This window comes from Stieleria magnilauensis (genome assembly GCA_007753675.1).
Lineage (GTDB): Bacteria > Planctomycetota > Planctomycetia > Pirellulales > Pirellulaceae > Stieleria > Stieleria magnilauensis.
In genome coordinates this window covers 5,928,758-5,953,655 of sequence record CP036432.1, presented here as the reverse complement: position 1 = coordinate 5,953,655, position 24,898 = coordinate 5,928,758, and the positions used below count along the sequence as shown (strand labels likewise).

The 24,898-nt window shown below is 53.2% G+C and carries 18 protein-coding genes; 14 read left to right on the top strand and 4 right to left on the bottom strand.

The window, feature by feature from the left end; all coding sequences use genetic code 11:
- Entirely contained in the window at positions 1 to 1,122 is a 1,122-nt protein-coding gene (locus TBK1r_RS20980; RefSeq protein ID WP_145214973.1) for an AAA family ATPase, read from the bottom strand.
- 173 nt (positions 1,123 to 1,295) lie between these two features.
- On the opposite strand from TBK1r_RS20980, the gene TBK1r_RS20975 reads away from it, so the two are divergent.
- The 5 genes from TBK1r_RS20975 to TBK1r_RS20955 all read left to right on the top strand — a co-directional run bounded on the left by TBK1r_RS20975 (position 1,296) and on the right by TBK1r_RS20955 (position 6,694).
- Positions 1,296 to 2,270, top strand: a complete 975-nt coding sequence (locus TBK1r_RS20975; RefSeq protein WP_145214970.1) for a CBASS oligonucleotide cyclase — start codon at positions 1,296 to 1,298, stop codon at positions 2,268 to 2,270.
- A gap of 2 nt (positions 2,271 to 2,272) precedes the next feature.
- A complete protein-coding gene (locus TBK1r_RS20970) occupies positions 2,273 to 2,785 on the top strand; it encodes an HORMA-1 domain-containing protein (protein WP_145214967.1) in 513 nt (170 codons plus the stop codon).
- Positions 2,785 to 3,711 carry an AAA family ATPase gene (locus TBK1r_RS20965; RefSeq protein ID WP_419580228.1) on the top strand — a complete coding sequence of 309 codons (927 nt, stop codon included), beginning with the start codon at positions 2,785 to 2,787 and terminating at the stop codon, positions 3,709 to 3,711. The genes TBK1r_RS20970 and TBK1r_RS20965 overlap by 1 nt, the downstream gene beginning before the upstream one ends.
- Positions 3,712 to 4,455 carry a DUF6602 domain-containing protein gene (locus TBK1r_RS20960; protein WP_145214961.1) on the top strand — a complete coding sequence of 248 codons (744 nt, stop codon included), beginning with the start codon at positions 3,712 to 3,714 and terminating at the stop codon, positions 4,453 to 4,455.
- Positions 4,456 to 5,032: 577 nt separating this feature from the next.
- Positions 5,033 to 6,694: a TROVE domain-containing protein gene (locus TBK1r_RS20955; RefSeq protein ID WP_145214958.1), complete on the top strand. Its 1,662-nt coding sequence runs from the start codon at positions 5,033 to 5,035 to the stop codon at positions 6,692 to 6,694.
- A gap of 107 nt (positions 6,695 to 6,801) precedes the next feature.
- On the opposite strand, the gene TBK1r_RS20950 is transcribed toward TBK1r_RS20955, so the two are convergent.
- Both TBK1r_RS20950 and TBK1r_RS20945 read right to left on the bottom strand, forming a co-directional pair.
- Complete coding sequence (locus TBK1r_RS20950) at positions 6,802 to 7,575, bottom strand: RES family NAD+ phosphorylase (protein ID WP_145214955.1); 774 nt, start codon at positions 7,573 to 7,575, stop codon at positions 6,802 to 6,804.
- Between the two features lie 234 nt (positions 7,576 to 7,809).
- A complete protein-coding gene (locus TBK1r_RS20945) occupies positions 7,810 to 8,148 on the bottom strand; it encodes a helix-turn-helix domain-containing protein (protein ID WP_145214952.1) in 339 nt (112 codons plus the stop codon).
- 85 nt (positions 8,149 to 8,233) lie between these two features.
- Here TBK1r_RS20945 and TBK1r_RS20940 point away from each other — a divergent pair, with 85 nt between their 5' ends.
- Both TBK1r_RS20940 and TBK1r_RS20935 read left to right on the top strand, forming a co-directional pair.
- A complete protein-coding gene (locus TBK1r_RS20940; RefSeq protein WP_419580227.1) occupies positions 8,234 to 11,071 on the top strand; it encodes a type I restriction endonuclease subunit R in 2,838 nt (945 codons plus the stop codon).
- A gap of 9 nt (positions 11,072 to 11,080) precedes the next feature.
- Complete coding sequence (locus TBK1r_RS20935) at positions 11,081 to 12,232, top strand: class I SAM-dependent DNA methyltransferase (protein ID WP_145214949.1); 1,152 nt, start codon at positions 11,081 to 11,083, stop codon at positions 12,230 to 12,232.
- On the opposite strand, the gene TBK1r_RS20930 is transcribed toward TBK1r_RS20935, so the two are convergent.
- Positions 12,165 to 13,328 (bottom strand): ISAs1 family transposase, encoded by a 1,164-nt coding sequence (locus TBK1r_RS20930; RefSeq protein ID WP_145207505.1) that lies wholly within the window; start codon positions 13,326 to 13,328, stop codon positions 12,165 to 12,167. The two genes, TBK1r_RS20935 and TBK1r_RS20930, sit on opposite strands and share 68 nt — an antisense overlap.
- A 90-nt stretch (positions 13,329 to 13,418) precedes the next feature.
- Between TBK1r_RS20930 and TBK1r_RS20925 the strand changes: the two genes are divergently transcribed.
- The 7 genes from TBK1r_RS20925 to TBK1r_RS20895 all read left to right on the top strand — a co-directional run bounded on the left by TBK1r_RS20925 (position 13,419) and on the right by TBK1r_RS20895 (position 24,837).
- Positions 13,419 to 14,924 (top strand): N-6 DNA methylase, encoded by a 1,506-nt coding sequence (locus TBK1r_RS20925; RefSeq protein ID WP_419580226.1) that lies wholly within the window; start codon positions 13,419 to 13,421, stop codon positions 14,922 to 14,924.
- A gap of 2 nt (positions 14,925 to 14,926) precedes the next feature.
- Positions 14,927 to 16,684, top strand: coding sequence for a restriction endonuclease subunit S (locus TBK1r_RS20920; RefSeq protein WP_419580225.1), 1,758 nt, complete (start codon positions 14,927 to 14,929; stop codon positions 16,682 to 16,684).
- A gap of 2 nt (positions 16,685 to 16,686) precedes the next feature.
- Entirely contained in the window at positions 16,687 to 18,621 is a 1,935-nt protein-coding gene (locus TBK1r_RS20915; RefSeq protein WP_145214940.1) for an AAA family ATPase, read from the top strand.
- Positions 18,605 to 19,696 (top strand): HNH endonuclease family protein, encoded by a 1,092-nt coding sequence (locus TBK1r_RS20910; RefSeq protein ID WP_145214937.1) that lies wholly within the window; start codon positions 18,605 to 18,607, stop codon positions 19,694 to 19,696. The genes TBK1r_RS20915 and TBK1r_RS20910 overlap by 17 nt, the downstream gene beginning before the upstream one ends.
- A 111-nt stretch (positions 19,697 to 19,807) precedes the next feature.
- Positions 19,808 to 20,725, top strand: a complete 918-nt coding sequence (locus tag TBK1r_RS20905) for a GIY-YIG nuclease family protein (protein ID WP_145214934.1) — start codon at positions 19,808 to 19,810, stop codon at positions 20,723 to 20,725.
- A 21-nt stretch (positions 20,726 to 20,746) separates the two neighbouring features.
- Positions 20,747 to 23,296, top strand: coding sequence for a phospholipase D-like domain-containing protein (locus TBK1r_RS20900; protein ID WP_145214931.1), 2,550 nt, complete (start codon positions 20,747 to 20,749; stop codon positions 23,294 to 23,296).
- A complete protein-coding gene (locus tag TBK1r_RS20895) occupies positions 23,293 to 24,837 on the top strand; it encodes a hypothetical protein (RefSeq protein ID WP_145214927.1) in 1,545 nt (514 codons plus the stop codon). The genes TBK1r_RS20900 and TBK1r_RS20895 overlap by 4 nt, the downstream gene beginning before the upstream one ends.
- Positions 24,838 to 24,898 lie beyond the last annotated feature (61 nt).

Sequence of the window (24,898 nt, the reverse complement as noted above, 5' to 3'; positions counted from 1 at the left end):
CTATTCACTACTCAACTTACGAAGAGTATCGCGGCTGATTCCAGTCAGTTCATTGACTGCTCGTTGAGACAGTCCTGCTTCACCAAGCTTCGCAGCAATTTCTTTCTTCGTGGACTTTGATTGATCTTTCAGATGCTGGCGAACCAGTATCGGAAACAACTCGATAAGCTCAATTTTTTTAAGGACTGCCTGTCGCCGAAGATGTTTAATTTGACGTTCGATATCACTGAACGACTGTCCAAACAAAACTTCTGCAAGTACGGACGACCAAATCTTATCCGGTGCCGAGTCGTCATCAGCGAACAGTTTAAGCGATTGCTCGATGGCACCGCGAGTTGGCATACCGAATTCAATTTGGACTTCAAATCGTCGCCAAACAGCCGGATCAAGTAGCTCTTGATGGTTACTGGCCGCAACCAGCAGTCCACCTTCAGGCCAGTCATCAATTTCTTGCAGTAACACGGTGACGAGCCTCTTTAGTTCGCCTAACTCCTGATCGTCGTCTCGGCGTTTTGCGATCGCATCGAGTTCATCGAGCAACAACACACACGGAACTCCCTTCGCGTAGTCAAGCACGTGCCGAACATTCGAGCCAGTTCGACCAAGATAGCTGCTCATGACGGCAGATAGATCAAGGGTCAGCAGGGGACGGTCAAGCTCTCGTGCCAGCCAGTGGGCAGCAAGTGTTTTACCAACTCCGGGCGGTCCAGTGAAAATTGCAGTTCTCGTTGGTCCCAGCCCACGTCCGTGCAATGTGTCGGCTTCTTGATGCTCCAGCACAATCTGTTGCAATGCCTCGTCGATATGTTCCTGCCAAATCGGCTCATGTTGTAGCACTCCTGTCGACTCAATTCGCAACAGATGCAAATGGCTGTCACGGTCCAGCGGGATCGCCGCCATCGTCTCACTGCGAAGCGGCGATTTGCGTGTCGGGGCAGCTTTGAGCAAGTCCTTGAGCTGCTCACCTAGGTCTGGTGCAAATTTCTGATATTTCCGAGACATACGAGTGACGTACGTCTGCACATCCTGCGGACGACCCGCCAAAGCAAGTCTCGCAAGCTGGACTAAATCTTTCGTTTTTTCGGCTTGCTCGTCCACGATCTTGTAATCCTTCGTTTTCATTGGTGATCCATTCTCTCACGCGGTGGACGAAAAAGCAAGCCTCCTTGTTTACTTCGTCCACGCAGTACGTTAAGCTCCTGTTTAATTAGCAAAAGCGATGGGCTATTTTGTAGCTTTCGGCCACAACTCGTCCGCAGTGCCCCATTTGGCCGCTTATTTACAAGGAGTTTTTTGTGCGTGACGAATTTGTGAAACACTCGGACTTGGCGGCCTTCGCCGACAGTTCAGTAAATCTCAAGAGGGAAGATGCGAAGGAGTATCGCGAGCAGGTAAATCGACTTCGCACCAAGATGGAAGCGTTCATCAAAGAGAATCCAGACGTCGGCTTACGGAAGATGTTGCTCTCTGGAAGTCTTGCGAAAGGAACTGCGCTGAAGTCTCTGAATGATATCGACGTTGCGATACATGTCACCTCGCCGGATGCCCCGACCGGTGAATCGGACCTGCTTGATTGGCTTGTTGAGCAGTTGCGCAAAGTTTATCCGAACATGAATGCGGACCAGATTAGTCGCGGCAATCATTGCGTGAGGATCTCGTTTCGGGGTAGCGGCCTCGATGTTGACGTGGTTCCAATTTACGAGATCGACGACGACCCACTTGGTCGCGGCTACTTGTACGCCAGCGATTCCGGCAACCGTGTTCTGACCAGCATCCCGATGCACTTGGACTTCATCCGAAAACGAAAGGCTAGTTGCGTAACGCACTACGCCCAGATGATTCGCTTCGCAAAATTCTGGTCAGCAAAACGGAAGATTGTCATGGGTGATTCGTTTCGATGTAAGTCGTTTCTTGTTGAACTCCTGATGGCGAAACGCCTCGATTCCGGTGCGATCTTATCAAATTACCCTGACGCACTTGAAGAATTCTTCGCGTACATCGTCCAGACCCGTTTGTCTGATCAGATTGCGTTCACCGACTATTTCAAGGCCAGTGAAATCCCAGATCGTGGCCCAAGCTCAATCGAAATCCTGGACCCCGTCAATCTTGAAAACAGCATCGTCGCAGACTACAGCGAATCGGATCGAAACACTCTCGTAGATCAAGCTGAAGACGCGCTCGACGCAATATCCGAAGCTCGACACGCCACTACCAAAGGGCGCGCAATCGAGTGCTGGAAAGAAGTTTTTGGCCCAACATTTAAGGTTTAATCATGTCAACTTTTACCCATACCGCCTCCGCCACATTCACCATCACACATGCCAAACATCTTGCCTCCAAGATCGCGGCAGACTTGAATGCGTGCAGCCGTTTGCATGGCAATCCATCAGTGGCTGCCGTGGAAAACTACAACGCCGAGTTAGTCGAGTTGTTTCGCTACGGCTATTTAAGCCGCTACGAGTTCGGCTTCAAGCGAGATGAAAAGCGAGTTCTAAGCTGGTCGTACGAAGTGAGTACGTCCGGCAATATCGAAACCGATGAACGAGCTGGGAAAATGTCGGCTTACGTCGATTTGGGCGGAACAACTTTCTTCAACTACGCATGGTATTCAAGCAAGTACAACAGTCTTGCATCCGACCAGCAATCGACATTCAAAGACTCGCATCCTGTCAACAGGACATCTGGAGATCCACCGAGTGATGGACTCGGAAGCTGGAGCGGCACAGAGAAAAACTATTCAGCGGGTGGCACTGGAGTCTCTCGGCAATCATTTAGGAGTTACTGATGGAAAAAAATTCGACAGAGGGAATTTTCGATGAGGTACTGGAGTTCCCAGACTCTGATGTTAAACGCCGGTTCGATCGACTGGTCGGACTTGATTCGGTTAAAGATCGTCTGACAAAAGAAGCATTGATGCGGCTGCAACCGTCGTCACTGGAAAACTGGTCGCAGCAACACTTCAAAGAGTCGCTGCCAGCACTTCGATATTTCCAACGTCGTCCACCGTTGTTCATTCTGGCAGGCGATGTCGGGACGGGAAAAACCGAACTCGCTGAGACTTTTGGGGACGCCGTAGCAAGAAAAGCTGGGATACCGATTCTGTTACACAGCTTGAGCCTTACCGCGAGAGGCACTGGCGCAGTTGGCGAAATGACGAGACTCATCTCGTCAGCTTTCGGAATCGTTAAGTCCCAAGCACCTTCGATCAGTGGCAGTACTTCAGCATCCTCAGGGCAAATTCTGCTGATCGACGAAGCAGACGCCCTCGCTCAGTCACGTGAATCAGCCCAGATGCACCACGAAGATCGAGCGGGAGTAAACGCACTGATCCGTGGAATTGACGACTTGGCAGAGGGTCAGCGTCCAGTGCTTGTCGTGATGTGTACCAATCGACTGAGGGCTTTGGACCCAGCGGTAATGCGTCGTGCAGCGGCAACATTTGAATTCACTCGTCCAAACGCCGACCAGCGACGCATCGTGCTTCGCAACGCTTTTCCCGAGTATGTCTGTTCCGAGGCAGACCTATCTCGTGTTGTCGAATTGACGGGCGACTGCGATGGAACAGGGGTTGGCTTCAGCTTCTCCGATATCACTCAGCGGTTGGTTCCATCTGTCGTTCTGGAAGCCTTTCCGGATCGAACCATCACTTCGGAGTTAATCCTCTCGGTTGCAGCACAAACAAAAGCTACACCCGCTTTTTCGGAGCAGTAAATGTCGGAGGTAAATAAAGTCGATCTCGCTGGGCTTTTTAAGAGCCGCCAAAAAGCAACGGAAGCGGCTCAGGAACTGAATCGTGAGTACGCAATCCATCAAGGAACGAAGGGGGAAGCAACTGAGTCTTCGTGGATTGATCTTCTTCAAGAGTATCTTCCGAATCGTTACGCGATCGAACGTGCGATGGTTGTTGACAGCAATGGCGAAGCGAGTCAACAAATTGATATCGTGATTTTCGATCGCCAGTACACTCCGTTCGTGATCAATTTCGGGGGCATCGTGTACATTCCTGCTGAGAGCGTTTACGCAGTGTTCGAGGTCAAGCAGGACATCTCGAAAGATCACGTCGAGTACACTTCAGAAAAAGTGCAGTCGGTGAGGCGACTGTTGCGAACGTCGGCAATGATCACCGATCACACGGGACAAGCAAGGCAAAAACAGTTGTTTGAAATTCCGGCGGGAATCCTGACACTGTCTTCTTCATGGACTCCGGGATTGGGCGATTCGTTTGAGGAAGCTATCCAGAATAGCTGGACGACCGAACATGGAAAAATTCACCTTGGATGTGTTTTGTCTGAAGGTGGCTTTCGTGTCGTTAAAGAAAGCGAAAAGCTGACTATCGAGAAAAGCGACCGAGAAGCCAGTCTGATGTATTTTCTGATGTCGCTTTTCAAGACGCTTCAACCGCTCGGAACCGTTCCGGCGGTCGACATGAATGAGTATCTGAAGTGGATTGAATGACTGCACGGGTGCGTTGGTGCCTGCGGACACCTCGAAGTTTGAGTTTGATCTTCAAAACATGGGTTTCGGGTCGATCGTTTCGCGAAAGCGGTAATACTGCACGGCGATAAACGAACCCCACTCGAGACTTGCAGATTGGGGGGACTTCGGGTCAACTAGCCATCAAACATCGTAAATTGCCAACAAAACACCGATTTCGGATTGGCCCCAATCCCGAACGCCAGCCGAAAAAAGTTCTACTGGTGTCCTCGATCCTCCGCTTTCATTGAATACGGACGGGTTCTCTGACCAACACTTCGCCGAGTGTTCTTTCGATTTGCCCTAACCAGACAACACAGCAGAACACAAACACCATCGTGCTGCGAAACGGCCCCATTTTATTCGGGGCGTTTCCACGCGGTGGCAAGACACATGATCCGACTGCCGGAGTGGAGTCCATAGGTTCGATTCCTGTCGTCCCGACTCCAACCGCGCCGAGACGTTTCTCGGTCGCGGCCCCACAACGGGGCGAAGCTCATTTGGGAGCAAACCTCTGCACCAAACTTCGTCGGATCACTTTTTTGAGTAGGAGGTCACGATGGCCAACAAGAGTCTATTCCAGAGCATCACGAGCGTTATTCCGCGAGCGACCACCGTCAACGAAGCGGGCGGCCCGGCGTACAAGTTCGAGCCGAAGCACGCGCTAGCCCAGATGGCGGCTACCGGCACATTCGGCAACGTCTTCTACGCGAGCGCGCAGACGCAACTGGACGAAATGCGCAAGCTGATCGACCAAGTTGACGACAACGAATTCCTGGCAAAGCTGGCCGTCTACTCACGTGAGCGTGCTTACATGAAGGACATGCCGGCGGCGCTATTGGTCGTACTGTCGACGCGAGACACCAAGCTCATGCACCAAGTCTTCGACCGAGTCGCGGACAACGGCCGCGTTCTGCGCACCGTTTTCCAAATGACTCGTTCCGGACAGTTCGGTCGCAAGGGTCTGTCGTCTTCGCTGCAGCGTGCGTTCCAACGTTGGCTCAACGACGCGTCTGTTGGCAAGTTGCTTTCAGCTTCGATCGGAAACGATCCAAGCCTGCGAGACATCTTGCGAATGGCACGTCCGACGCCGAAGGATGACGCACGTCGTGCGCTGTTTGGATGGCTGACCGATAAGCCAGTCGAAAAGTGGGCTCCAGCAACGGAAACCGACTTGCCGGCGACGGTTCAGTCACTGATCGCGTACCGCGGCGCCGACACGGCCGAGGCACAAACCTTGATCGCGGGTGACCTGCAGGTTCGTTGGGACTTGCTGGCCGACGCGGCCAAGGGGCCGATCGTCTGGAAGGCAATTGCCCGACAGATGGGACCGCAGGCACTGCGAATGAACCTCAACACGCTACTGCGGCACGACGTGTTCAAGAACACTGCGTCTACTGGGTCTGGGGGCAAGACTGACAACGTGATGATCGATTACGTCGCAAGCCGCATCGCGGACGCCGACGCAATCACTCGCTCACGTCAGTTTCCGTACCAGTTCCTGGCTGCGTACCTGAACGCATCGGCCGAGGTTCCGCAGAAGATCAAGGCATCGCTGCACAATGCAGCCGAGATCGCATGCGGTAACGTTCCGGAGCTGCCGGGTCCAATCGTGATCGGTCTGGATACGTCTGGATCGATGGGTTGCCCGGTGACGGGTTACCGCGGTCGCGGCGGAACGACCAAGATGCGTTGCGTCGATGTTGCGGCATTGTTCGCGGCAGCGATCTTGCGTCGTAACCCGGACAGCATTGTCATTCCGTTCGACACGCAAGCGTACAACGTCCGCATCGATCCTCAGGACACGATCCTGAGTCTATCGGAGCGATTGGCGAAGTACGGTGGCGGCGGAACCGACTGCTCGATCCCGCTGGCGGAAGCGAACAAGCGACACAGCAAGCGACCACTGGTCGGCTGCGTCCTTGTCAGCGACAACGAAAGCTGGATCACGGGCGGCCGCGCGTATGGATACGGTCACCGCGGTTCAACTGGTGTGATGACCGAGTGGCAGAAGTTCGTAACGAACGCACGCCGCCACGGCGTCACTGATCCAAAGCTGGTTTGCATCGACATCCAGCCATACGGATCAAGCCAGGCACCCGAGCGAGACGACATCCTGAACATCGGCGGCTTCAGTGACGCCGTATTCAACGTAATCTCATCGTTCCTAGAAAACGACGCATCCCGCTTCGTCCGCGAAGTCGAATCCGTCGAACTGTAAGTCGAAAGACGAACAAAACCGAAACGCCCGCGGAGGAGCAATCCCCCGCGGGCGTTTTTGCGATAGCAACTGACCTTGGCCAAATCCAGACGGCGAAATGGAGGGCCTCAATAATGGGGGCCATTGTCGATTTCGACTTCGAGGCTGGTCACCTTCACGACCCAACCACGCTGCTGAATGGAGACCGCATCAGGGTCGAACAATGCGACATTTGCTCCAGCGTCTTGTTGGCTCTTTCTTTCGGGTTCTGTCGAGCTTCGGTAGGCCAGCCCGTCATACCCCATCGACTTTATCAGTTCAGCGATGATTTGCGTTGGCAAGTAACTATGCGGATCATCCGAGAGCGTTACTGGCTGGCAGAATGCCTCTCCGATGCAATGCCAAACGTAATCGTCGTATTCTTTTCCTTTCAGCTGGCTTCGTCGTACGGCTAACTCAAATCCTTTCATGAATCCTCCATACGCGTCAAACAGATTCACGATTTCCAAGTCTCGCTTCACTCTGAATCTCGCTACAGATAGATACGAGCCAATCCAAGGTCGCAGTTCTTTCACAGCGATATCCGGTGAAATCGAAGCGTAGAATACCGCCTTGTAGTCAGCGTTGGCTCTTCCGGCTCTAACATGCTTCCTGTCGGGTAGCATTCTCTTCTTTCCGTGACATCGCAGTGGCTCCGGATTCTCGTCCCAGTCGATTTGTCGGCAGCCGTATTGAGCTCGATAAAGATTCGACCCTTTCGGTAGGTGCACAACTCGTGGTTTGACGCTCTTGCGGATTCCGTTTAGGAACGCGTTCGCCGTTTCATCGAGAACAAACTGATTGCCAGAGACAACCGAGTTCCGGAAGTCGATGTACTCTGCCTTGAAGTGCTTACCGGGCATTCTCGAAACTCACTACAACTTGCTGGAAAACAGATCCCTCGACTGACTCTGACTAGTTGTTCCGCAAAACACAACGACGCAACACTTGGTTTTTGCGACTCGCGACTTGGCCGTTTGGCAAGTTGTCTAGTCGCCGGCGTTGCGAAAAGTTTTGGTTGAGGTTCCTCGCCAAACCGCTGGGCTGCCAAACGCGACACGCCCTGCGGTCGACCAGTTCGCCGAGATTGGCCCGCGTCACTTCCTTTTAGTTTGGCTGGCTTGCGCAGCGACCGCCGCAAGCGTTGCTCGATCACAATTTGCGAGTGTACGAAACACGTCGGGTTGGTCGAAAATTCGACGCGCGATGGACTCAGGAATCCGTCCGGCCATGAGAAGCAGTTCGTCCTCGTCGCCATCCAGTGTGTCCGCCAGCCGGTGAATCAGTGATTCGGAGGGCGAGTCACCGAAGTCCAACTTGCCGTTCTCCACTTTGCTCAAGTAGCTGTAGCCAACGCCCACCATCGGCGCGAGCGTTCGAAGCGAATAGCCCTTAGCTCTACGAAGGTCACGAATTCTTTCGCCAAAGACGTTCATGGATGCCTACCTGCTTGTTAGCGATGCACTGACACCATACGATTGTTGCAGGTAAAAGGCAACACTGCGAAAGCGGCAGACCAGAATGCTTCTTTCGCGAATTGATGACGCGACGAACAGCTATGCCAGAGCCCGAATCTCAGAAGATGCAAGAGCCGGTGAAATAGATAGCCTGATTGGTGGGGCGATGGACAACGAGGCAACAACACGATCGCACAAGATAGACGTTCAGCTGCGGAAAGCGGGCTGGATGGCGGCGAATCAGCGTACCATCGAGGAATTCGTAATTTCCGACGTTGTCCGAGAAGGCAACAACGAATTCGCGGATTACGCTCTGACTAGCAACCGCAAAGTCCCACTCGCCATCGTTGAGGCCAAACGTAGCAGCCGGAACGCATTGGAAGGTGAACGGCAAGCCACGGACTATGCGGATCGCATAGCCCAACAGCACGACGTCGATCCCTTTATCTTTTTGGCTAACGGTAACGAAATTTGGTTCCAAGATCGTTCGCTTTATCCTGTCAGAAAAGTTAGCGGCTTCTTTACCCAGGATGATCTCGAGCGGCTCCATTTCCTTCGGAAGTATCGTCAAGCGACGGCGGAAGCTGACGTCAACAAGAAGATCGCCGGCCGTGGCTATCAGATCGAAGCCATCCGTACAATTTGTGAGCGAATCGAGGCATCGCGCCGCCAGTTTCTTCTCGTGATGGCAACAGGAACGGGTAAGACACGAACCGTCATTGGTCTGGTCGACCTCTTGATGCGGTGTCAGTGGATTCAACGCGTCCTGTTTCTCGCGGATCGTCGCGAACTTGTGAAACAGGCTTTGGAAGCGTTCAAAGAGCACCTGCCCAGTGTGCCGCGTGACTGGATTGAATCGGGAAAAATCGACACGGCGGCCCGCGTACTTGGCGCCACGTACCCCGGCATGATGTCGGTGTACCAGAAACTCTCACCGGGATTCTTCGATCTAATCGTCTTCGATGAAAGTCATCGCTCAATCTACAACCGCTACAAAGGCATTCCCGACCATTTCGACGCAATCCATGTCGGGCTGACAGCAACTCCAACGGACTTTATCGACCACAACACCTTTGAGCTGTTTGATTGCGAGGACGGTCTACCCACTTTCCACTACGGGCTGGAAGAAGCGATCCGTGACAAACATCTTGTGCCATATCGACCGGTACACGTGGCCAGAACGCAGTTCCAGGTTGAGGGATTGAATCCAGGTTCATTGCCTCCTGAAGTTCAGGCCCAGTTGCGTGAACAGGGTATTGATCCCTCCGAACTGGACTTCGAGGGTACCGACCTTGAGCGCAAAGTGAGTAACACTGGCACGAACGATGCCATCGTCCGCGAGTTCATGGATGTCTCGATCAAGGACGCATCAGGGACATTGCCGGCCAAGACCATCGTCTTCGCCATTAGCCACAACCACGCTCTCGAAATTTACCAGAGCTTCAATCGACTCTACCCAGACCTCCAACGACGCGGCCTCGCTAAGGTCATCGACAGCCACATGGAGCGAGCCGACAAGACGCTCGATGATTTCAAGAATCGCGATTTTCCGCGAGTCGCGATATCCGTTGACATGCTCGATACAGGAATCGACGTTCCCGCCATTCGCAACCTGGTGTTTGCGAAGCCGGTATTCAGCCAAGTCAAGTTTTGGCAGATGATTGGGCGGGGAACGCGAACGTGGATTGATCCAGTTTCAGGTGAGGAGAAGAAGGATTTCTTGATCATCGACCACTGGGACAACTTCGCCTATTGGCAGGTCAACAACGGAGAAGATGACGGTACGGAAACCACAGAGCCGCTGCCCACCCGCATTTTTCGACAGCGACTTGAATCACTGGAGCTACTCTCAGGTCGCAACCAAACCGATGAGGCAAACCAGGAACGTACATCTCTTACAAAGATGCTCGGCACTTTGCCGCTGGACAACATTAACGTCGCCCCACATGCCGACGAGATACAGCGGTTGATTAATGAGCCGACATCGTGGTTGCCCATGGACGAGGCAAAGCACCAGCACCTCGTGCTAACCATCGCTCCCTTATTGCGATTCTCCACGGCCTCCGGCTACGTCACGTTGCAATTCGAGAACATAACCCAGCAACTGATCGTGGCGACTCTGAAGTCAGACGTTGATGAAGTTGAGCGGTTGCGGGCGCGCGTCATCGAGAATCTATCAATGTTGCCTCGTGACATTCCTGAAATCCGAGGATTCATCGAGACGCTTGACGAGGTTCAGAGTGATGCGTACTGGCAGCAACTGACATGGGAGCGAGCTCGTCGCATTCAACAGGTCTTTACTCCGCTCATGCGATTCCGTGCCAAGCGATCCGGCGGCGGGCAAATGATCAAACTGTCGATCCGTGACGAGATTCGCGACCGCCATTGGATTGTCTTTGGGCCATCGGGCGAGGGAGCCTTTGTCGACACTTATCGTCAGCAGGTTGAAACCTACATTCGTGATCTGTCCCAGCGTAGTCCCGCATTGCAAAAGTTGCGTGAGGGTGAGGAATTGTCAGAGGAAGAACTCGAATCTATTACCAGCCTGCTCCAGCGCCCTGACCTGTTCATTACCGAAGACAAGCTCCGCGAAGTCTACGAACTGCCGGATGTCGATTTGAAAGGCTTCCTGGCTCACATCTTGAAAGTCTCGGAGCTGCCATCACGCGAGAAGCAGATTTCGCAGGCGTTCGACGAGTGGATCGCTTCCAATCAGCGACTGAACGCCACGCAATTGATGTTCATTCGGACGCTCAGGCAATTCGTACTCAGCCGAACCACGATCAGCTCAATCGAGGATTTCAAGCAACCGCCGTTTAATCGGATCGGCGACCCGACAAAACTATTCACACCAGAACAACTCAACGACTTGCTGGCTCTTGCATCGAGTTTGGCCGCGTAAGGAAACCAAATGTTATCCCCACAACTTCGCAACAAAGTTCACGGCTTGTGGACCATGTTCTGGTCAGCCGGCATGACGAATCCGCTCGTTGCCATCGAGCAGATCACATATTTGCTATTCCTGCGACAGCTCGAACACTTCGACGAAATGCGGACAGAGTCTGGCAAGCCAACGATTTATGGCGAGAGACCTCAGAAAGATGCTCAGGGCAAACCGCTCTTAGATAAAGACGAAAAACCAGTAGTTATCGACTACGACGTTTGCCGCTGGAACTACATCCGTCAAAATCCTTCGTTCGAGCTGTTCAACGACACGGTCTTTCCCTGGCTGCGAACTCTGGAGACATGGCTTAAGGAAAGCAGCCCACCTGCAGACGAAGAGCCGCAAAACGAAGCGACTGAGGATGAAGAGGGGGATTCATCGACAGATGATCCGCTCGCACAAATCACTGGCCGGCTTGATGATGCCTACTTTGTCCTTGATCCAAACAAATCAGAAACACTGAAGCGTGCGGTTCAGGAAATACACGAACTGTTCAGTTCCGTTGGCGGAGCAAACGCTGACATCATGGGCGACATCTTTGAGTATCTGCTGGGTGAAATTCAGTCGGCCGGTAAGAACGGGCAGTTCCGCACGCCGCGCCATGTCATTCGCTTCATGATCGAATTACTTGATCCGCCACCCACAACGAACGGTCGGCCAACTCGCATTCTCGACCCCGCGTGTGGCACCGGCGGCTTTCTGGTCAACACGCTGATTCACTGGAAGAAACAGGCGACTGATCCCGAAATGCTCCGGCTGGAATGGGACGGCACACCACATCGAACTTTCGGCACACTTCCCGAAGGACTCGATCCTAATGAATGCTTTTTCGGTTACGACAACGACCGGACGATGGTCCGTATTGCCTGGATGAACCTCATTCTGCACGATTTGGATTTCCCAAAGATCGACCAACTGGACAGTCTCTCCAAGCGAATGCCAGACAATCTAAGCGGCACCTTCGACTACATTCTGGCGAATCCTCCGTTTACTGGCACCGTCGACCAAAGCGACCTTTCCACTAACCGCGAGCACGACGATCGCACCAAAATTAGGCTGCAAACAGGAGTTTCTCGAGGAATTCGCTGTTCCAGCCAGCGATTTTTCGCTTCCGCCTGAGGCTCTTCTTCCGAGTGTCTCGCTTGAGAAGCGTCGTCACAAACCGACGAGCAAAGCTCATGTTCGATGTCGCGTTCTTGGTTCGGAGCCGACTGGAGTCCTCATGAAACACGACATCGAGGACCCAGTGCATGCTCTCTATACTCCAATGGCTACGAGCACAATTTGAGAATTCATGCACCCGCGCCGGTCGGCTCGAAATGTAGTAGCGAACATCGCTTGATTGCCGGTCACCACGAGTCGTGCAAGTATTCGCTTGGCAGATACTTTTTGCTCCTTTCCACTGGTCGGTCAGTTCGCGAAGTGCTTTTGGAATTGGGCAGGTCGCATAGAAGCGTTCCTCTTCACGCGCGGCCTGCTTTCCTGTGGTCGTCATTGCCCGAACACCGTGGGCTGTGAGCCCATCGTTATGGGCCATCTCAAAGTGATCGGCGATGGCAGCACAGAGCTTGGGATGGTTGTCTTTGACAGCGAACAGATAGTCGCCACCTCCCTCGACGATCTTTTCAGCAATCGACTTTTGGCATCCCATGGCATCGAGCGTCACGATCGAATTGCGTAAGTCGATTAGATCGAGCAATTCGGGAATTGCCGTGATTTCGTTGGACTTTGAGTCGACCTCGGTTTGCCCAAGCGTGACACCATTTGCGGTCGCCCAGGCACTGACGATATGAATCGCATCAGATTTCTCCGCATCGGTATAGGATCCGCGCACCGTCTTGCCATCGATCGCAACGTGAACGGGACGATTGTCGTCCTTGCTGGCGTGATCCCAATTAATCTCGCAGAGATGAGCGTGCCATTGAAGCAGCGCCTTCTGAAACTCGGCTGGTTTGATCAGGGACAACACTCGCGTGATGGTATCGTGAGACGGAATGCCGGCATCAAAGTCGGCGAATTTGGATAGCCAATCCAGTTTCTCACCACCGAAGCTTTCGATCTCATCAGGTCCGTCCGCGCCTGCGATGACCGCCGAGACAACCAAAAACAGAATCGAGTTAAGTGGATGGATTGTCCGGCCTGCGACTCGCGGGTCGCCGACCTGATCAAAACACTCGTGAAACACATCGATTTGGGAAGCCATTGCCATCTCCATAACAGGGCAGTGAAAAACCAGTCTGGCTGAATTTATTGGCAGAGGGGTTCACTGAGGCAAGGCTTCGACGAATACTGAAACCAGATTTTGGTGCGATCGTCGTGTAACCGCGAGCGGGTCGAATGGAAGGGTAAGAAGCCGATCACGACCAAGAGCGAGTTGCTTTTTGTTTGGATGATGCTTGACCTGCTGCGAATCGGGGGGCGATGTGCGGTGGTCGTGCCGGATGGCGTCTTGTTTGGTTCTACGAATGCGCACAAAGAGCTTCGTCGCAAGTTACTGTTTGAGAATACTCTGGAAGGGGTCGTATCGTTACCGGGTGGCGTCTTCAATCCGTATTCAGGTGTGAAGACCTCGATCCTGATCTTTCAGAAGGTTGGCGACGAGTCGAAAGCCGGTCAGGAACCGCGTACGAAAGAAGTCTGGTTTTATGAAGTCGCGGAAGAAGCCAAGACGCTGGACCAGAAACGTAAAGACCGGTACGAGGGCCCGAATGACCTTTATGATGCCAGTGAGAAATTTCACAACTGGTATGAAGTAATTCAGGGTTCTGATCTTCCGAAACTGCGCGAGGCAGCTTCTTCAACGACCTACTATAAACCCGAATATTGGAAAGAACGCTGGCGAGTCATTGATGACGACTTTCTGCGAATCTTTCCCGAGGAGGAATCACAGAAAGGTCACGCGTTGGGGCTGCATGAAATCTTCGATGGTATGGAGCCTGATTCAGATCAGCGGCCTGACCTGGAGAAGATCACTAAGACCGTATGCGACGACGGTAAAGATCAGCTGCTTGCTTCGGTCACTCCGCAGTTCATTCAAGCCGCCTGGGCTACCGGAGCGAAGCAGAAGACAGCGGCGAAGAAATTGGAGAAAGCGGCAACTGATCTCAACAAGCGAGTTGAGCAACTCAAGAGAGACCTCACCAAACGCAGCCGCGAGAAGTCGATTCTTGATCGGGAGTACGACCAGTACGGGCTGACCGCGCTCAAGCAAACTCTGGATGAGTTGAAGGCGGAGCTGCAAGCGTCATTGGAAGCTGTCGCAAAAGAGAAGCAGAAGCCGGACAAGGACGCGGAAGTCGCCATCGCCGAGGAGACGCTCGACTCCGTTTTGAATTGTTATGCACGACTTGATGGGTATGAAATTTGGCTGCGTAGTGTGAACAGCCTGCCCCACGAACAGAAGCCAACAAAGTCCGACGATGACGAACCGGTCTCGGACGTCCTTGCCTGGGTAACGCCGGTTCGCGCATGGGCGAAACTCGAAAGCTGGAAAGACCCCAACAGCGACAAGGACGTTCAAAAGCCGACGCACGACGCGGACGGCTTGGTCGACCCTTCCTACGTGAAATGGTTGATTGAGGAATGCAATGCGTTCGAGGATGTGGGGACCGTCAAGTCAGATTACCTCGAACTACTTGATCCCGACTGTATCGAAGCGGCCGACATGAATCTGTCTGCCGGCCGGCACAAACCGTTTGTTTTCTCTGCCAAGCAGCACAAGCGTCCTGATGACCTTATTCGCAAGCTCGACAAGGTGCACGAAGACATTCGCAAGAAACTAGCAACCCTGTTGTCAATGGTGGAGGGATGAACATGAAGCCTCTACTACCTGAAAACTGGCGTTGGGTTTCGCTTGGGACGATCTTGCATCGTCAACGCGATCTACTGAATCCTTCTGATTCTCCGAACACTCGATTCAATTCGGTTGGGCTCGAAGACATCGGCGGAGACGGAACCGGCGAATTATCCATTCAACAAGTCGAAGGAGCTGAACTTGCCAGCGCAAAGGCTCAGTTTACTTCGGGCGACCTCTTGTATGGACGGCTTCGCCCGTATTTGAACAAAGTCGCTATCGCACCGTGTGACGGTGTCAGCAGCACCGAAATCTGGGTGCTTCAGCCAACTCCAGTCATCGAGACTCAGTTCGCGTTCCTGATGCTGACAAGTCATTACATGCTCAAACGAGTTGAACGCGTAACGGAAGGAGCAAACCTTCCTCGCGTCGACGCAAATGGTTTTGATCGAATCGAGATTCCTCTGCCGCCGTTGAGTGAGCAGCGGCGGATTGTGGAGATTCTGAACAAGGCCCGCGACATCCGCCGCCTCCGCCAGCAGGCCGACGACCTCACCACCCAACTCATCCCCGCCATCTTTTATGATATGTTTGGCGACCTGTTGCCCAAGGAGAGCGATTGTGATCGCCCCCTGCTGAGTACCATTGCTGATGTACAGGGTGGACTGCAAGTTAGCCAACGGCGTGATTCGATGCCGCTGAAACGCCCCTATCTTCGAGTCGCCAACGTACACCGGGGACGACTTGAGCTTTCTGAAATTAAAGAAATCGGATTGTCGGAACGCGAGTTGGAACGCACTCGCCTCTTTGTGGATGATGTACTGCTTGTCGAAGGACACGGTAATATCAATGAGCTTGGACGCGCGGCATTATGGAATAGCGAGGTTCAGGAGTGCGTGCATCAAAATCACATTATTAGAGTGCGTTGCGGAGACAGGATCGAACCAACCTACTTGTGTTCGTTCATCAACAGTATTGTCGGTCGTCACTACTTTAGTGTCGCTGGTAACACAACAAGTGGATTGAACACGATCTCGACTGGAGTGGTTGGGAAGTTGCCCGTTCCCATACCACCACTCGACCGACAAGAAACGTTTGCGGGAATCGTCAAGACTATTCGTGAACTTGACTTAGAATCTGAGGACGATCGACTAACGCCGAAGCTGAATGCTTCCCTATTAGCCTACGCCTTCAGTGGCGAACTAACGGCCGACTGGCGGGAAGCCAACCAAGAGCAGCTCGTGCAGGAAGCAAAGGATCGCGATCAATGGTTGCTGGAGAACGGCGTAAAGCTGACCATCCCTGACGCCCGCATCAGAGATTCTCTCAAGGAGACCGATGGGCGGCACGAGGAACTAAACCGCGAACAACGCAGACTCTTGGAGCAGATTCAGAACCTCGACCCCAATGAGAACGGCGGTACTTTTACGCTTTCGTCCCTCGTTTCTGTATTAGATGAACCGTTGGACACCTTGCCAACCGATTCTATCCGCCGTCATCTAGACGTCCTCGCCGCCCGCGGACTGATCAAAGCCATCAGCCGCCGCGCTGGTGCGGGTGGCAGCGTGAACGTCGCTTTCGGAAACCTTTATCGGGAGCCACTAAAGGAAGATCAGTTTATCGGCACGGCTGGTGAGCCAGACTTTCAAAAACTGTCCGAACTGGATCGCCTGACAAAGCAGCGTCAACCAGCGATTAGTGGATCAGGCAATATCACGCTGCCAGGTTTGCAAATGAAGGGCAAAGGCACCGTAAGCAAACCCAAGGGAGACGATTGACAATGCGTCTCCGTTATCTGAATCTTCCCAATTATGGTGTGCTCAAAGATTTGAAAGTTCGTTTCGACCGCGAACCAATTTTCAGCAAGCCGGGAGAACTATATCGGCAGGGTGATCTGCACTTTGTCGTTGGCCTGAACGGCACGGGCAAAAGCAGTTTGCTCCGAGCAATTTACGAGATATTCCGCTGGCTTGAAGGGATCAACGGTAAGTCTATTGATCCACGCATTCCCTTTCCGTTTCCAGTAACACTTGTTTATGACCTGCCTGGAACAAGGATCGGTTTCTGGCGAACGTGTATCTTTCATCATTTGGGGGACTCCTCCTCTGGCGGCTTTTTCTTCGCAGCAAGCACGAACAACTCACTTAACGAAGACGAGCATGGAGATTGGCCTGGCTGGATCGAGTGGCTGACTGAAGATGAGAACCAGAAAGCTGTCGCTGAGCTCGGCACTTTCATCCGTGCAAACGACTTGCAAGGCAATAATCGGGTAACGGCCTCGTTGCCGAATCCCATGCTGGTCTACACATCGGGGTCGCTGGCCGTATGGAATCGCGTCCGCGAGCCGGAGCTTCCACCTGAAGACCTTTCGGTGACAACGTACGACCATTTGTTCGACGAGCGTCCCCGAGGCTGGGATGTGCACCAGGAGTTGGCGTCGGCAGAAGCTGAAACCACGGAAAGTTCGCGAGAAAGCCTTCAAGAGTTTCTGAATCCCAGCGCGTACGCGACAGAGTCACGTTGTCGGCTGCTTGATCCTTTGGACCTTAAACTTGCTGCCACTGCGATCGGCCTGACCGTGCTCGCGGGAGAGTCAACTAAACTTCAAGACACTCATGTGCGCGAAGTTTTCCGTGATGAACTCGCCCAACAAGTGAAACAACAGCGAAAGGGAATTCGCCCCGACCACAAAACAGCTCGTACTCTGCTGAACGAAGTCGACTGGTGGTTTCCGACACACTTGAGCATTCAATATCCGAAACTGGCTCGAAGTTATATCGAGAAGTTGAACCCCGAATGGCACGCACAGCTGTTGGCTCTTTGTGCCTTGTCGGACGACGTTATCCTTCAACCGCTTGAACGGAGACAACTGGTCATAAACCTTGGCCCCCGTACGGTCGCGATTCGAGATGCTATCGAAACCGTCTATGGCGAGCGCGATATCCCGGTTGAAGTCGATGAAGTCATAAACCGGGTCGATGGCAGTACATCGGGCGCCCAAGCGGTGCTGCGGACACTCTGCACCGAGGAATCGGCTCAATATGAAGGCACCGAGGAACCGGAGTTCGCACGCTGGCCCGTCTTCGATCGCCTTCAATCTTGGCGGCAGGCTCGCCTGATCGAAGACATTTCGCTGACGATAAAACGAGTTACTCAAATGCAGGCCAGCGATGGGGAATTCGACGATGTCGTCGTTACATGGGAAGACCTGAGTGACGGGGAGCAGATGCTCCTTGGGCGTATGTCACTGCTGATGCTGTTGAGTAGTCAGCACGGCAGTCTGCTTCTGCTGGACGAGCCAGAAACGCATTTCAACGACTCGTGGAAGCGAGAAATCATCGACATCGTCGACGATAACATCCTCAAGACAACAGCGGCCCACGTCGTCGTCGCCACGCACACCAGCATCGCTCTGACAGATGCTTTTGCGAATGAGATCATTCGACTAGTTCGGCAAAACGGCAGTGCCGTCGTCAAGCCAGTGACGGTCCCAACGTTTGGAACGGCCCCGAGCCGCGTGATGACTCATGTCTTTGATATGCCTGCATCAATCGGTAGCCGTGCAGAGCAGGCACTGCGTTCCTACATGGAACGAGATTGGATAAAGGACGACGTTGAGGAACTGGAAAAATTCCTCGCAGCTATTGGGAATGGTTGGCCCATGGCGAAACTTCAGAAGATTCTCGACGGATTACTCGATGCTCCACAAGATTGACGACTCACCTCTGCGAGATGCGTTGCTGAAGCTCGTTGAAGTTCAACGAATGCTTGTGGAGAAGCTATGTGCGCTTCCCAAGGATTCACCAGTCACGCTGGATTGGTTGAAAACGGACGTCTGGCCGGCACCAATTGATCCCGATTGGATTGAGAAGTTCTGGAAGAACGACAAAGGGCGCAGGAAGGCATGGATCGAGGATGTTGCCAAGGCGGATGTGCCGGAGAAACAGGAAATCCTCCGCCTCATGGAGGAGCAACTCGATTACGCAAACCTCTACGTATCTCCGCCGCGACGGAGTCTCACTCAAACGGACAAGGCGTTCTGGACGTCTACGCCAGCACGTGAAGCCATCAAGAATTTGATGGTCTCATTTTATTCTCCCTGGTTGGGTGCGAATCAGGGCTACCCGGCGGCCATGTTGGGAGCAGTGGGCACGGTGACGCGGCTTGAATATCTCAAAGATGCGCGCCCAATACTGTGCCCCTACTGTGACACAAAGCTGCAATCAACTGAAGTAGATCATTTTTTACCCAAGAGCGCGTTTCCCTTTCTGTCCGTGCATCCAGACAACTTCGTACCGTCTTGCCACGACTCGAATGAAGCCAGTGAACACAAGGGGGACGACCCGCCTCTTGATTGGGACGCGCCGAACCAAGCAGACAACTACTTTCATCCGAGACTTCGACCAGCTCGTAGTGCTGGCATTGACCACTTCTCGCTGTCGTTTCGTGATACAACGAAACGACTGCGCTTGACGCTGATGGCTACTGATCCAGCCGAAACAGTCCGCGTCGAGAATCTGGATTCAATGTTTAAGCTCTCAGTGTTTTGGGGCAATGGTTTGGAAACTCACGTTCAGGATGTCCAAGAGGAAGTAGTCGGTCACTTCCAAGCAGAGAACCTGATCCCCGATGACGTCGCCATTCGGGACTATTTAAGGCAACAAGCAATAACCAAAAAAAAGAGAATTGGTACGTGGGCCTTAGCTCTTTATGACGCAGCGCTTTACGAATTTGTGGCGAACGATGATGAGTTGGTGAGCGGCACCGTTCTACGATTCGCGATGACATGAAACCAGCGGCAAGGAAGAAAACGCCTATCGCAAGCGTGGCGTCTACCACTTTATGGCCAGTGACAATGCTTGCGTTCAAGAGATTCTGGCACAGGTGATAGAGTAATGGGCATGAACGGCAAAACGATCCGCTTGTATTTGGTCAACGGTTCCCCAACCGACATTCTGACCGCAGAGATTATTAACTGGACAGGCAAAATTATTGTTGCCCCGCGATCGCAGCTCGCCGAGTTGGCAATGCGAGAAGAAGTAAAACGTACCGGTGTGTACGTCCTCGTGGGTCCAGATCCCGATGCGACCATGCGAGACGCCGTCTACTTCGGCGAAGGCGACAACGTCCTAAAACGATTGACAGCGCATGACAAAGACGAGTCCAAAGATTTCTGGACTCGCTGCGCCGTCGTTATCAGCAAGGACCAAAACATCACAAAGTCACACGGGCGATACCTCGAAAGTCGGCTGATTACAATCGCTCACCAAGCCGACCGTGCCAAGATTCACAATGGCACCGCGCCGCCTCCGCCGCTACTTCCCGAGCCAGATATCGCCGACATGGAGTACTTTGTCGGGCAACTCCAAATAATCCTGCCGGCGTTGGGCTTCAATTTCTTGCAACCCAAACCAATTGCAATACCTTCAAACGGTGGTGGCTCGACAGACCCGGAGTCTCCATTTTTCTGTCTTACCGTCGTCGGTGCAGAAGCGAAAGCACGAGAAGTAGCCGGCGAGTTTGTCGTTTTGAAGGGTTCAACTGCACGCAAAGAGGGCTTGAAGTCGTGGACATCCTACAAGGCACTACGGGATCAGCTTGTTGCGGAAGGGAAACTGATCGACAGCAATCAACCGGACTACTACATGTTCGATGAAGACGTCGCATTCTCCAGCCCCAGCGCTGGGGCGGCCGTCGTGAATGCGGGCAACATGAATGGTCGCACCAGCTGGAAGACAGCCGATACCGGCGACACGTATCAGCAATGGCATGAAAAGAAGCTGGCAGCTGCCAGTCCCGATGATGACTCTGACGAATAACAATTGTGAGCGACGGGGCCAGTGGCAGAACTAACCGGTTACCAACCAGCTGATGTCATCGCGGAGCTTGGCTCGGACTTGCCACGTCGTGCCTTGTTTACGACATTCACCTTTTCACCCGGCGCATTTCAGCAGCAATATGTCACGCCTCTAGTTCAGCATGGCTGTGGTGATATCGCCGTTCTGGCTGATCGGATGGGATACTCGCAGTCTCTTTTTTCAGCTGCTGCTGTGCAAGGCATTGGTTCAGACTATCGCTTACGTCAGGTCTCCGTCCCTGGAGCGTTTCACGGGAAGTTGGTACTAATCCGTACCATCAGCTCGATGATCGTTGGCGTCGGAAGCGGCAATCTAACTGCCTCTGGTTTGCAGACGAATGCTGAAGTCGGCGCACTGTACGTCATCAAGGAGGACGAGCAACTAACACAGCTCGACAACCTATTTCAACGGCTGCGACACCTCGCGTTGCTTGACGAATCACCCGCTGACGAGGTCAGTCCAATTTCGCTGACCCCGGACGCTCGACTGATTACCAGCATTGACGCGTCGTTGATCGACCAGATGAACCTACCGTCCGATGTGCGCAAAATAGAAATTGTCTCACCGTTTGTCGATGGTCAGTTGGAAGTGCTGCACACGATGCGTGATTTGTGGCCAGAAGCCCACATTCGATTGAGGTTGGATCCGGGATTCGGTGCATTGTCGGAATCACTGCTGGCGATCGACGACAATCATGTCGAAGTACAGGTGCCAATCGAATCCAAAGAAGGGAAAGAAGAAGTGAGGCGACCTGCCGTTCATGGAAAACTCATTTGCTTCGTGGGCCGCGAGGAAGCCACTGCGATCCTTGGTTCAGCCAACCTTTCACGCCCCGCGTTTCTGGCAAAGGAGAACTTTGAGGCGGTTGTCGAACGGCGCATTCCAGTCCACGCCGTTGAAAAGCTGTTGTCCGTGCCACGGGTTCGGTGGCGAAAAGCCAAGAGCAGCGATCGTCGCATCTTTGAATTTTCAGGTCCAGTCCCATCCTTCGCCCCTTTAATCGCAGCACTTACGTTACGACGACTATCCCTAAGCTGGTCGGCTCAGGCATCAACTGTGGGCATCGCAAGAATCTGGTGCCGAGGTCGCTGTGAATTTGAGCAGGAGGTAGGCGATGTCGACACTGATGGTGACCGCCATAGTTGGGACTGCGAGATTGACGTCGAAGCCAGAGAATCACTTGTAGCATCTCACTATGCGTGCTACGCCGAAATCGAGCTCGACAACGACCGTCGCTTTCGCGGTTGGGTTGACGTGACCGATATGTTGGGCGTTTCACCCGAAGCAAAGCGACAGCTAGTGTTGTTGGATTCAATTGCATCAGACCCGATGGGGTGCAAGCAGCAAGACGTCGTCAAATTCATTGAGCATCTACAACGAAATCTGAAATCTGCCGGCCGAGCCCACTCTTTCAGGCAGAGTAATTCCAGCAGTAAGGAGCCAGAGGAGTATGAAGACACTCCAGTTCAAAGAAGCATGCTTCTGGAAACTGGTAAGTCGGGTGGTCTCGGCCAGTCACTCTTGCTCACACAACTATTAAACCGATCGCTGGATACAGCTTTGCGGGACCTTCGCTTCTTTGCTCGAGACAATGCTGATCGAGGAACAGGGAAGAGGAAGTCTGGCGAAAAGGGAGCTGCGACACAAGTTAGCGGCAGTCGAACGTATGACTCGCCTCTACCGCCAAAGATTGAGACGGTGCTGAGTCAGTTGTTTGGGCAAATGGCAGACGCTTTTGACTCAGCAGACTCGATACGTGAAACGGTCGAGTTGATCAGTCAAATCCCAACGTGTCTGAAGGCGTTGGCGTATTCGGTTGAACGCTGGTTGCTTAGCAACCAGACCCAACGGGCGTTGCATCACCACTTTCAAAAAGTCGCGATCGCATGTTTGGCACCGGGCGTTGTTTCCATTCTGCACAAGAGTGGGGCCGTACGCCGTATAGATGCTGGAGAACGGGCAAAACTGCAAGGAAGTTCCAGTCTCGCCGAGGGCATAGCGATGCTGGAAGCCTATTTGCTGCTCCAATTCCGTGATGCCAGTCCTGAAAACAGGCATGTTCTAAAGGACATGTATGAGGTGTTGAAGGAGATACCGGCGATTGAAAACTGTGAACTGAAAGCCGCTGCGACCGAACTGTTTCAAATGCAGGCCCATGACTCTGAAGAGCAACCAGACCTTGATAAATTGCAATCGGAGTTGGAACAGACAGCCGGCGAGATGGCCGGTTTGCGAGACTGTCGCGCCGCGCTGCGAGAGTTGATCGTTCTTGCAAGCAAGAACTCCAGTTCCGACGCAGAGTTGCGGCCGCTTGCGGAACGAGCCAGTGGAAACGGAATTCACAAGCCGCTCATCGAACTAATCCGTTCTAGCGGGAGTCGGCTTCAATTAGTCGAGGTCGACACCGCCGAAACTGCGTGTCCCCAATGCTACACGACGTTTCCAATTGCGGTTTGCAGCCAGCTGAACGATACCACGCGAGTTTGCCGTTGTAGCTGCGGTGTCCTACTAGTGAGGTCTCTTGAACGATGACTACGGAACTGGCATTTGGCTGGCGGCCGATCGAAAAGGGCTATTCGACAGGACTCGACTTCTTGGGACTTGCCTCGCCAATTGAGGGAATCCTCGACGCGGAAACCAGTGGTATTACCAACGTTACTGCACGAGCTCGCTATTTTACGATCGTGCCCTGGTACTACTGGAGGTACACGCAACTTGGTGGTGAAGGGAGCGCCGCTGATCAGCGTCGGTTTGCAATCGGATTCGAGATGCTGCTTGCCTACGCCAACATTGCGTGGTTAGAGAAAACGGAATCCGCGATGTCAGGCATCATTCGCCGTGATTTTTGCGACAAGGTGTGGAAGGAAGAACGGGAACCATTGCCGTTGCGCGGCGGCGAAGTAGGTGACACACCCTCGCCGCTTGACGCTGCTCTGTATGGACCGTCACTTCGTCGTTTGAACCTGCTGGGTCGATATTCCCAGATTCATACGTGTCGGGATGCTGGAAAAATCATGGCGGAGGAACTGGATAAGACGTTGTGCCAATTGAGCAGCTATGACTCACTGGTGGACGCAGCGTTCATAGATAAGGACACGGTACGAGAATGGGCTGACCATCTGAGTCTTGATCAACCAACCCAACGAGAAACTGAGTTGCTTCGTGCATTGTTGTTTTCATACGGTGAATTTGGGCTGGAAGAAGTACCGCCGCGTGTGTTTACGATGCTCTTGTTTCTCAACATGGCTCAGACCACCAGCGGATCGTTCACGTCGAGCATGATTGAGGAAGCCCTCGCGACGGGGCGAGACCTATCAGGGCAACCTGTCACCCCGGACAGCTTGTTGATCGCGACACACACGCGCTGGCGGATTCTCGCGATTCTGAAATTCCTTCGTCACGCATCGGAGCTCGCATTTGGCGCAATTCATCGGCACGTGAAAGACAGCAGCGTTCGATTTATGAATGCCGAGGTAGCGGCGAACAACCTGATTAGTCTGGCTACAACGACAAATAGCAAGCCCCAACTTCCTGACGAGTATGATGAATTGCTGACAGGCTACCATCAGGGAGCTTCGCCTCCAGGGTGGAAGCCGGCGGACGAGACTCCGCAGGTCGTGCTATGTCACGCAATTCAACTGTGCGCGTGGTGTCATGCAACGCTTCGGACGCAATCTGGACAAGCTTTATTAGACGACGATATGGCTCGAGTTGGCCTGCATTTGGATGCTGACTTGTATGGCTACTCCCAGCAGCTGGATGAGCTTGCAGGAGGCAGTATGGTTGATGCGCTCCGGTGGCTCTGCGTAGATCGAGGGATCGCAAGACATTTTCAGGTGGCGGCGCGCAAGCTCGTCCAGCACGACACATTTCGCTTAATCGAAGACGAGGAAGGCATCCGTGCAACGGACAAATGCCCCATCGCAGATGTCGCCATCCGCATCGACTCCATGCTGTCGTTGTTAGCCGACGTCAAGTTGCTGGCGAGAGCGGACGACGGATACACAATCGTTCCAGAAACCCGGACGTTATATGACGAGCAAATCGAGAGAATCGAATCGTCACACGTCTAATTGTCGCGGGCGAGGTGATTCTTACATTGCAACTCGACTGAGTAGCACTTGGTGATCGGAT

Bases quoted from the DNA above. Each gene is read 5' to 3' on its own strand.
- TBK1r_RS20980 (WP_145214973.1), bottom strand. From the start codon at position 1,122: ATGAAAACGAAGGATTACAAGATCGTGGACGAGCAAGCCGAAAAAACG.
- TBK1r_RS20970 (WP_145214967.1), top strand. From the start codon at position 2,273: ATGTCAACTTTTACCCATACCGCCTCCGCCACATTCACCATCACACAT.
- TBK1r_RS20965 (WP_419580228.1), top strand. From the start codon at position 2,785: ATGGAAAAAAATTCGACAGAGGGAATTTTCGATGAGGTACTGGAGTTC.
- TBK1r_RS20960 (WP_145214961.1), top strand. From the start codon at position 3,712: ATGTCGGAGGTAAATAAAGTCGATCTCGCTGGGCTTTTTAAGAGCCGC.
- TBK1r_RS20955 (WP_145214958.1), top strand. From the start codon at position 5,033: ATGGCCAACAAGAGTCTATTCCAGAGCATCACGAGCGTTATTCCGCGA.
- TBK1r_RS20950 (WP_145214955.1), bottom strand. From the start codon at position 7,575: ATGCCCGGTAAGCACTTCAAGGCAGAGTACATCGACTTCCGGAACTCG.
- TBK1r_RS20945 (WP_145214952.1), bottom strand. From the start codon at position 8,148: ATGAACGTCTTTGGCGAAAGAATTCGTGACCTTCGTAGAGCTAAGGGC.
- TBK1r_RS20940 (WP_419580227.1), top strand. From the start codon at position 8,234: ATGCTTCTTTCGCGAATTGATGACGCGACGAACAGCTATGCCAGAGCC.
- TBK1r_RS20935 (WP_145214949.1), top strand. From the start codon at position 11,081: ATGTTATCCCCACAACTTCGCAACAAAGTTCACGGCTTGTGGACCATG.
- TBK1r_RS20930 (WP_145207505.1), bottom strand. From the start codon at position 13,328: ATGGAGATGGCAATGGCTTCCCAAATCGATGTGTTTCACGAGTGTTTT.
- TBK1r_RS20920 (WP_419580225.1), top strand. From the start codon at position 14,927: ATGAAGCCTCTACTACCTGAAAACTGGCGTTGGGTTTCGCTTGGGACG.
- TBK1r_RS20915 (WP_145214940.1), top strand. From the start codon at position 16,687: ATGCGTCTCCGTTATCTGAATCTTCCCAATTATGGTGTGCTCAAAGAT.
- TBK1r_RS20910 (WP_145214937.1), top strand. From the start codon at position 18,605: ATGCTCCACAAGATTGACGACTCACCTCTGCGAGATGCGTTGCTGAAG.
- TBK1r_RS20905 (WP_145214934.1), top strand. From the start codon at position 19,808: ATGAACGGCAAAACGATCCGCTTGTATTTGGTCAACGGTTCCCCAACC.
- TBK1r_RS20895 (WP_145214927.1), top strand. From the start codon at position 23,293: ATGACTACGGAACTGGCATTTGGCTGGCGGCCGATCGAAAAGGGCTAT.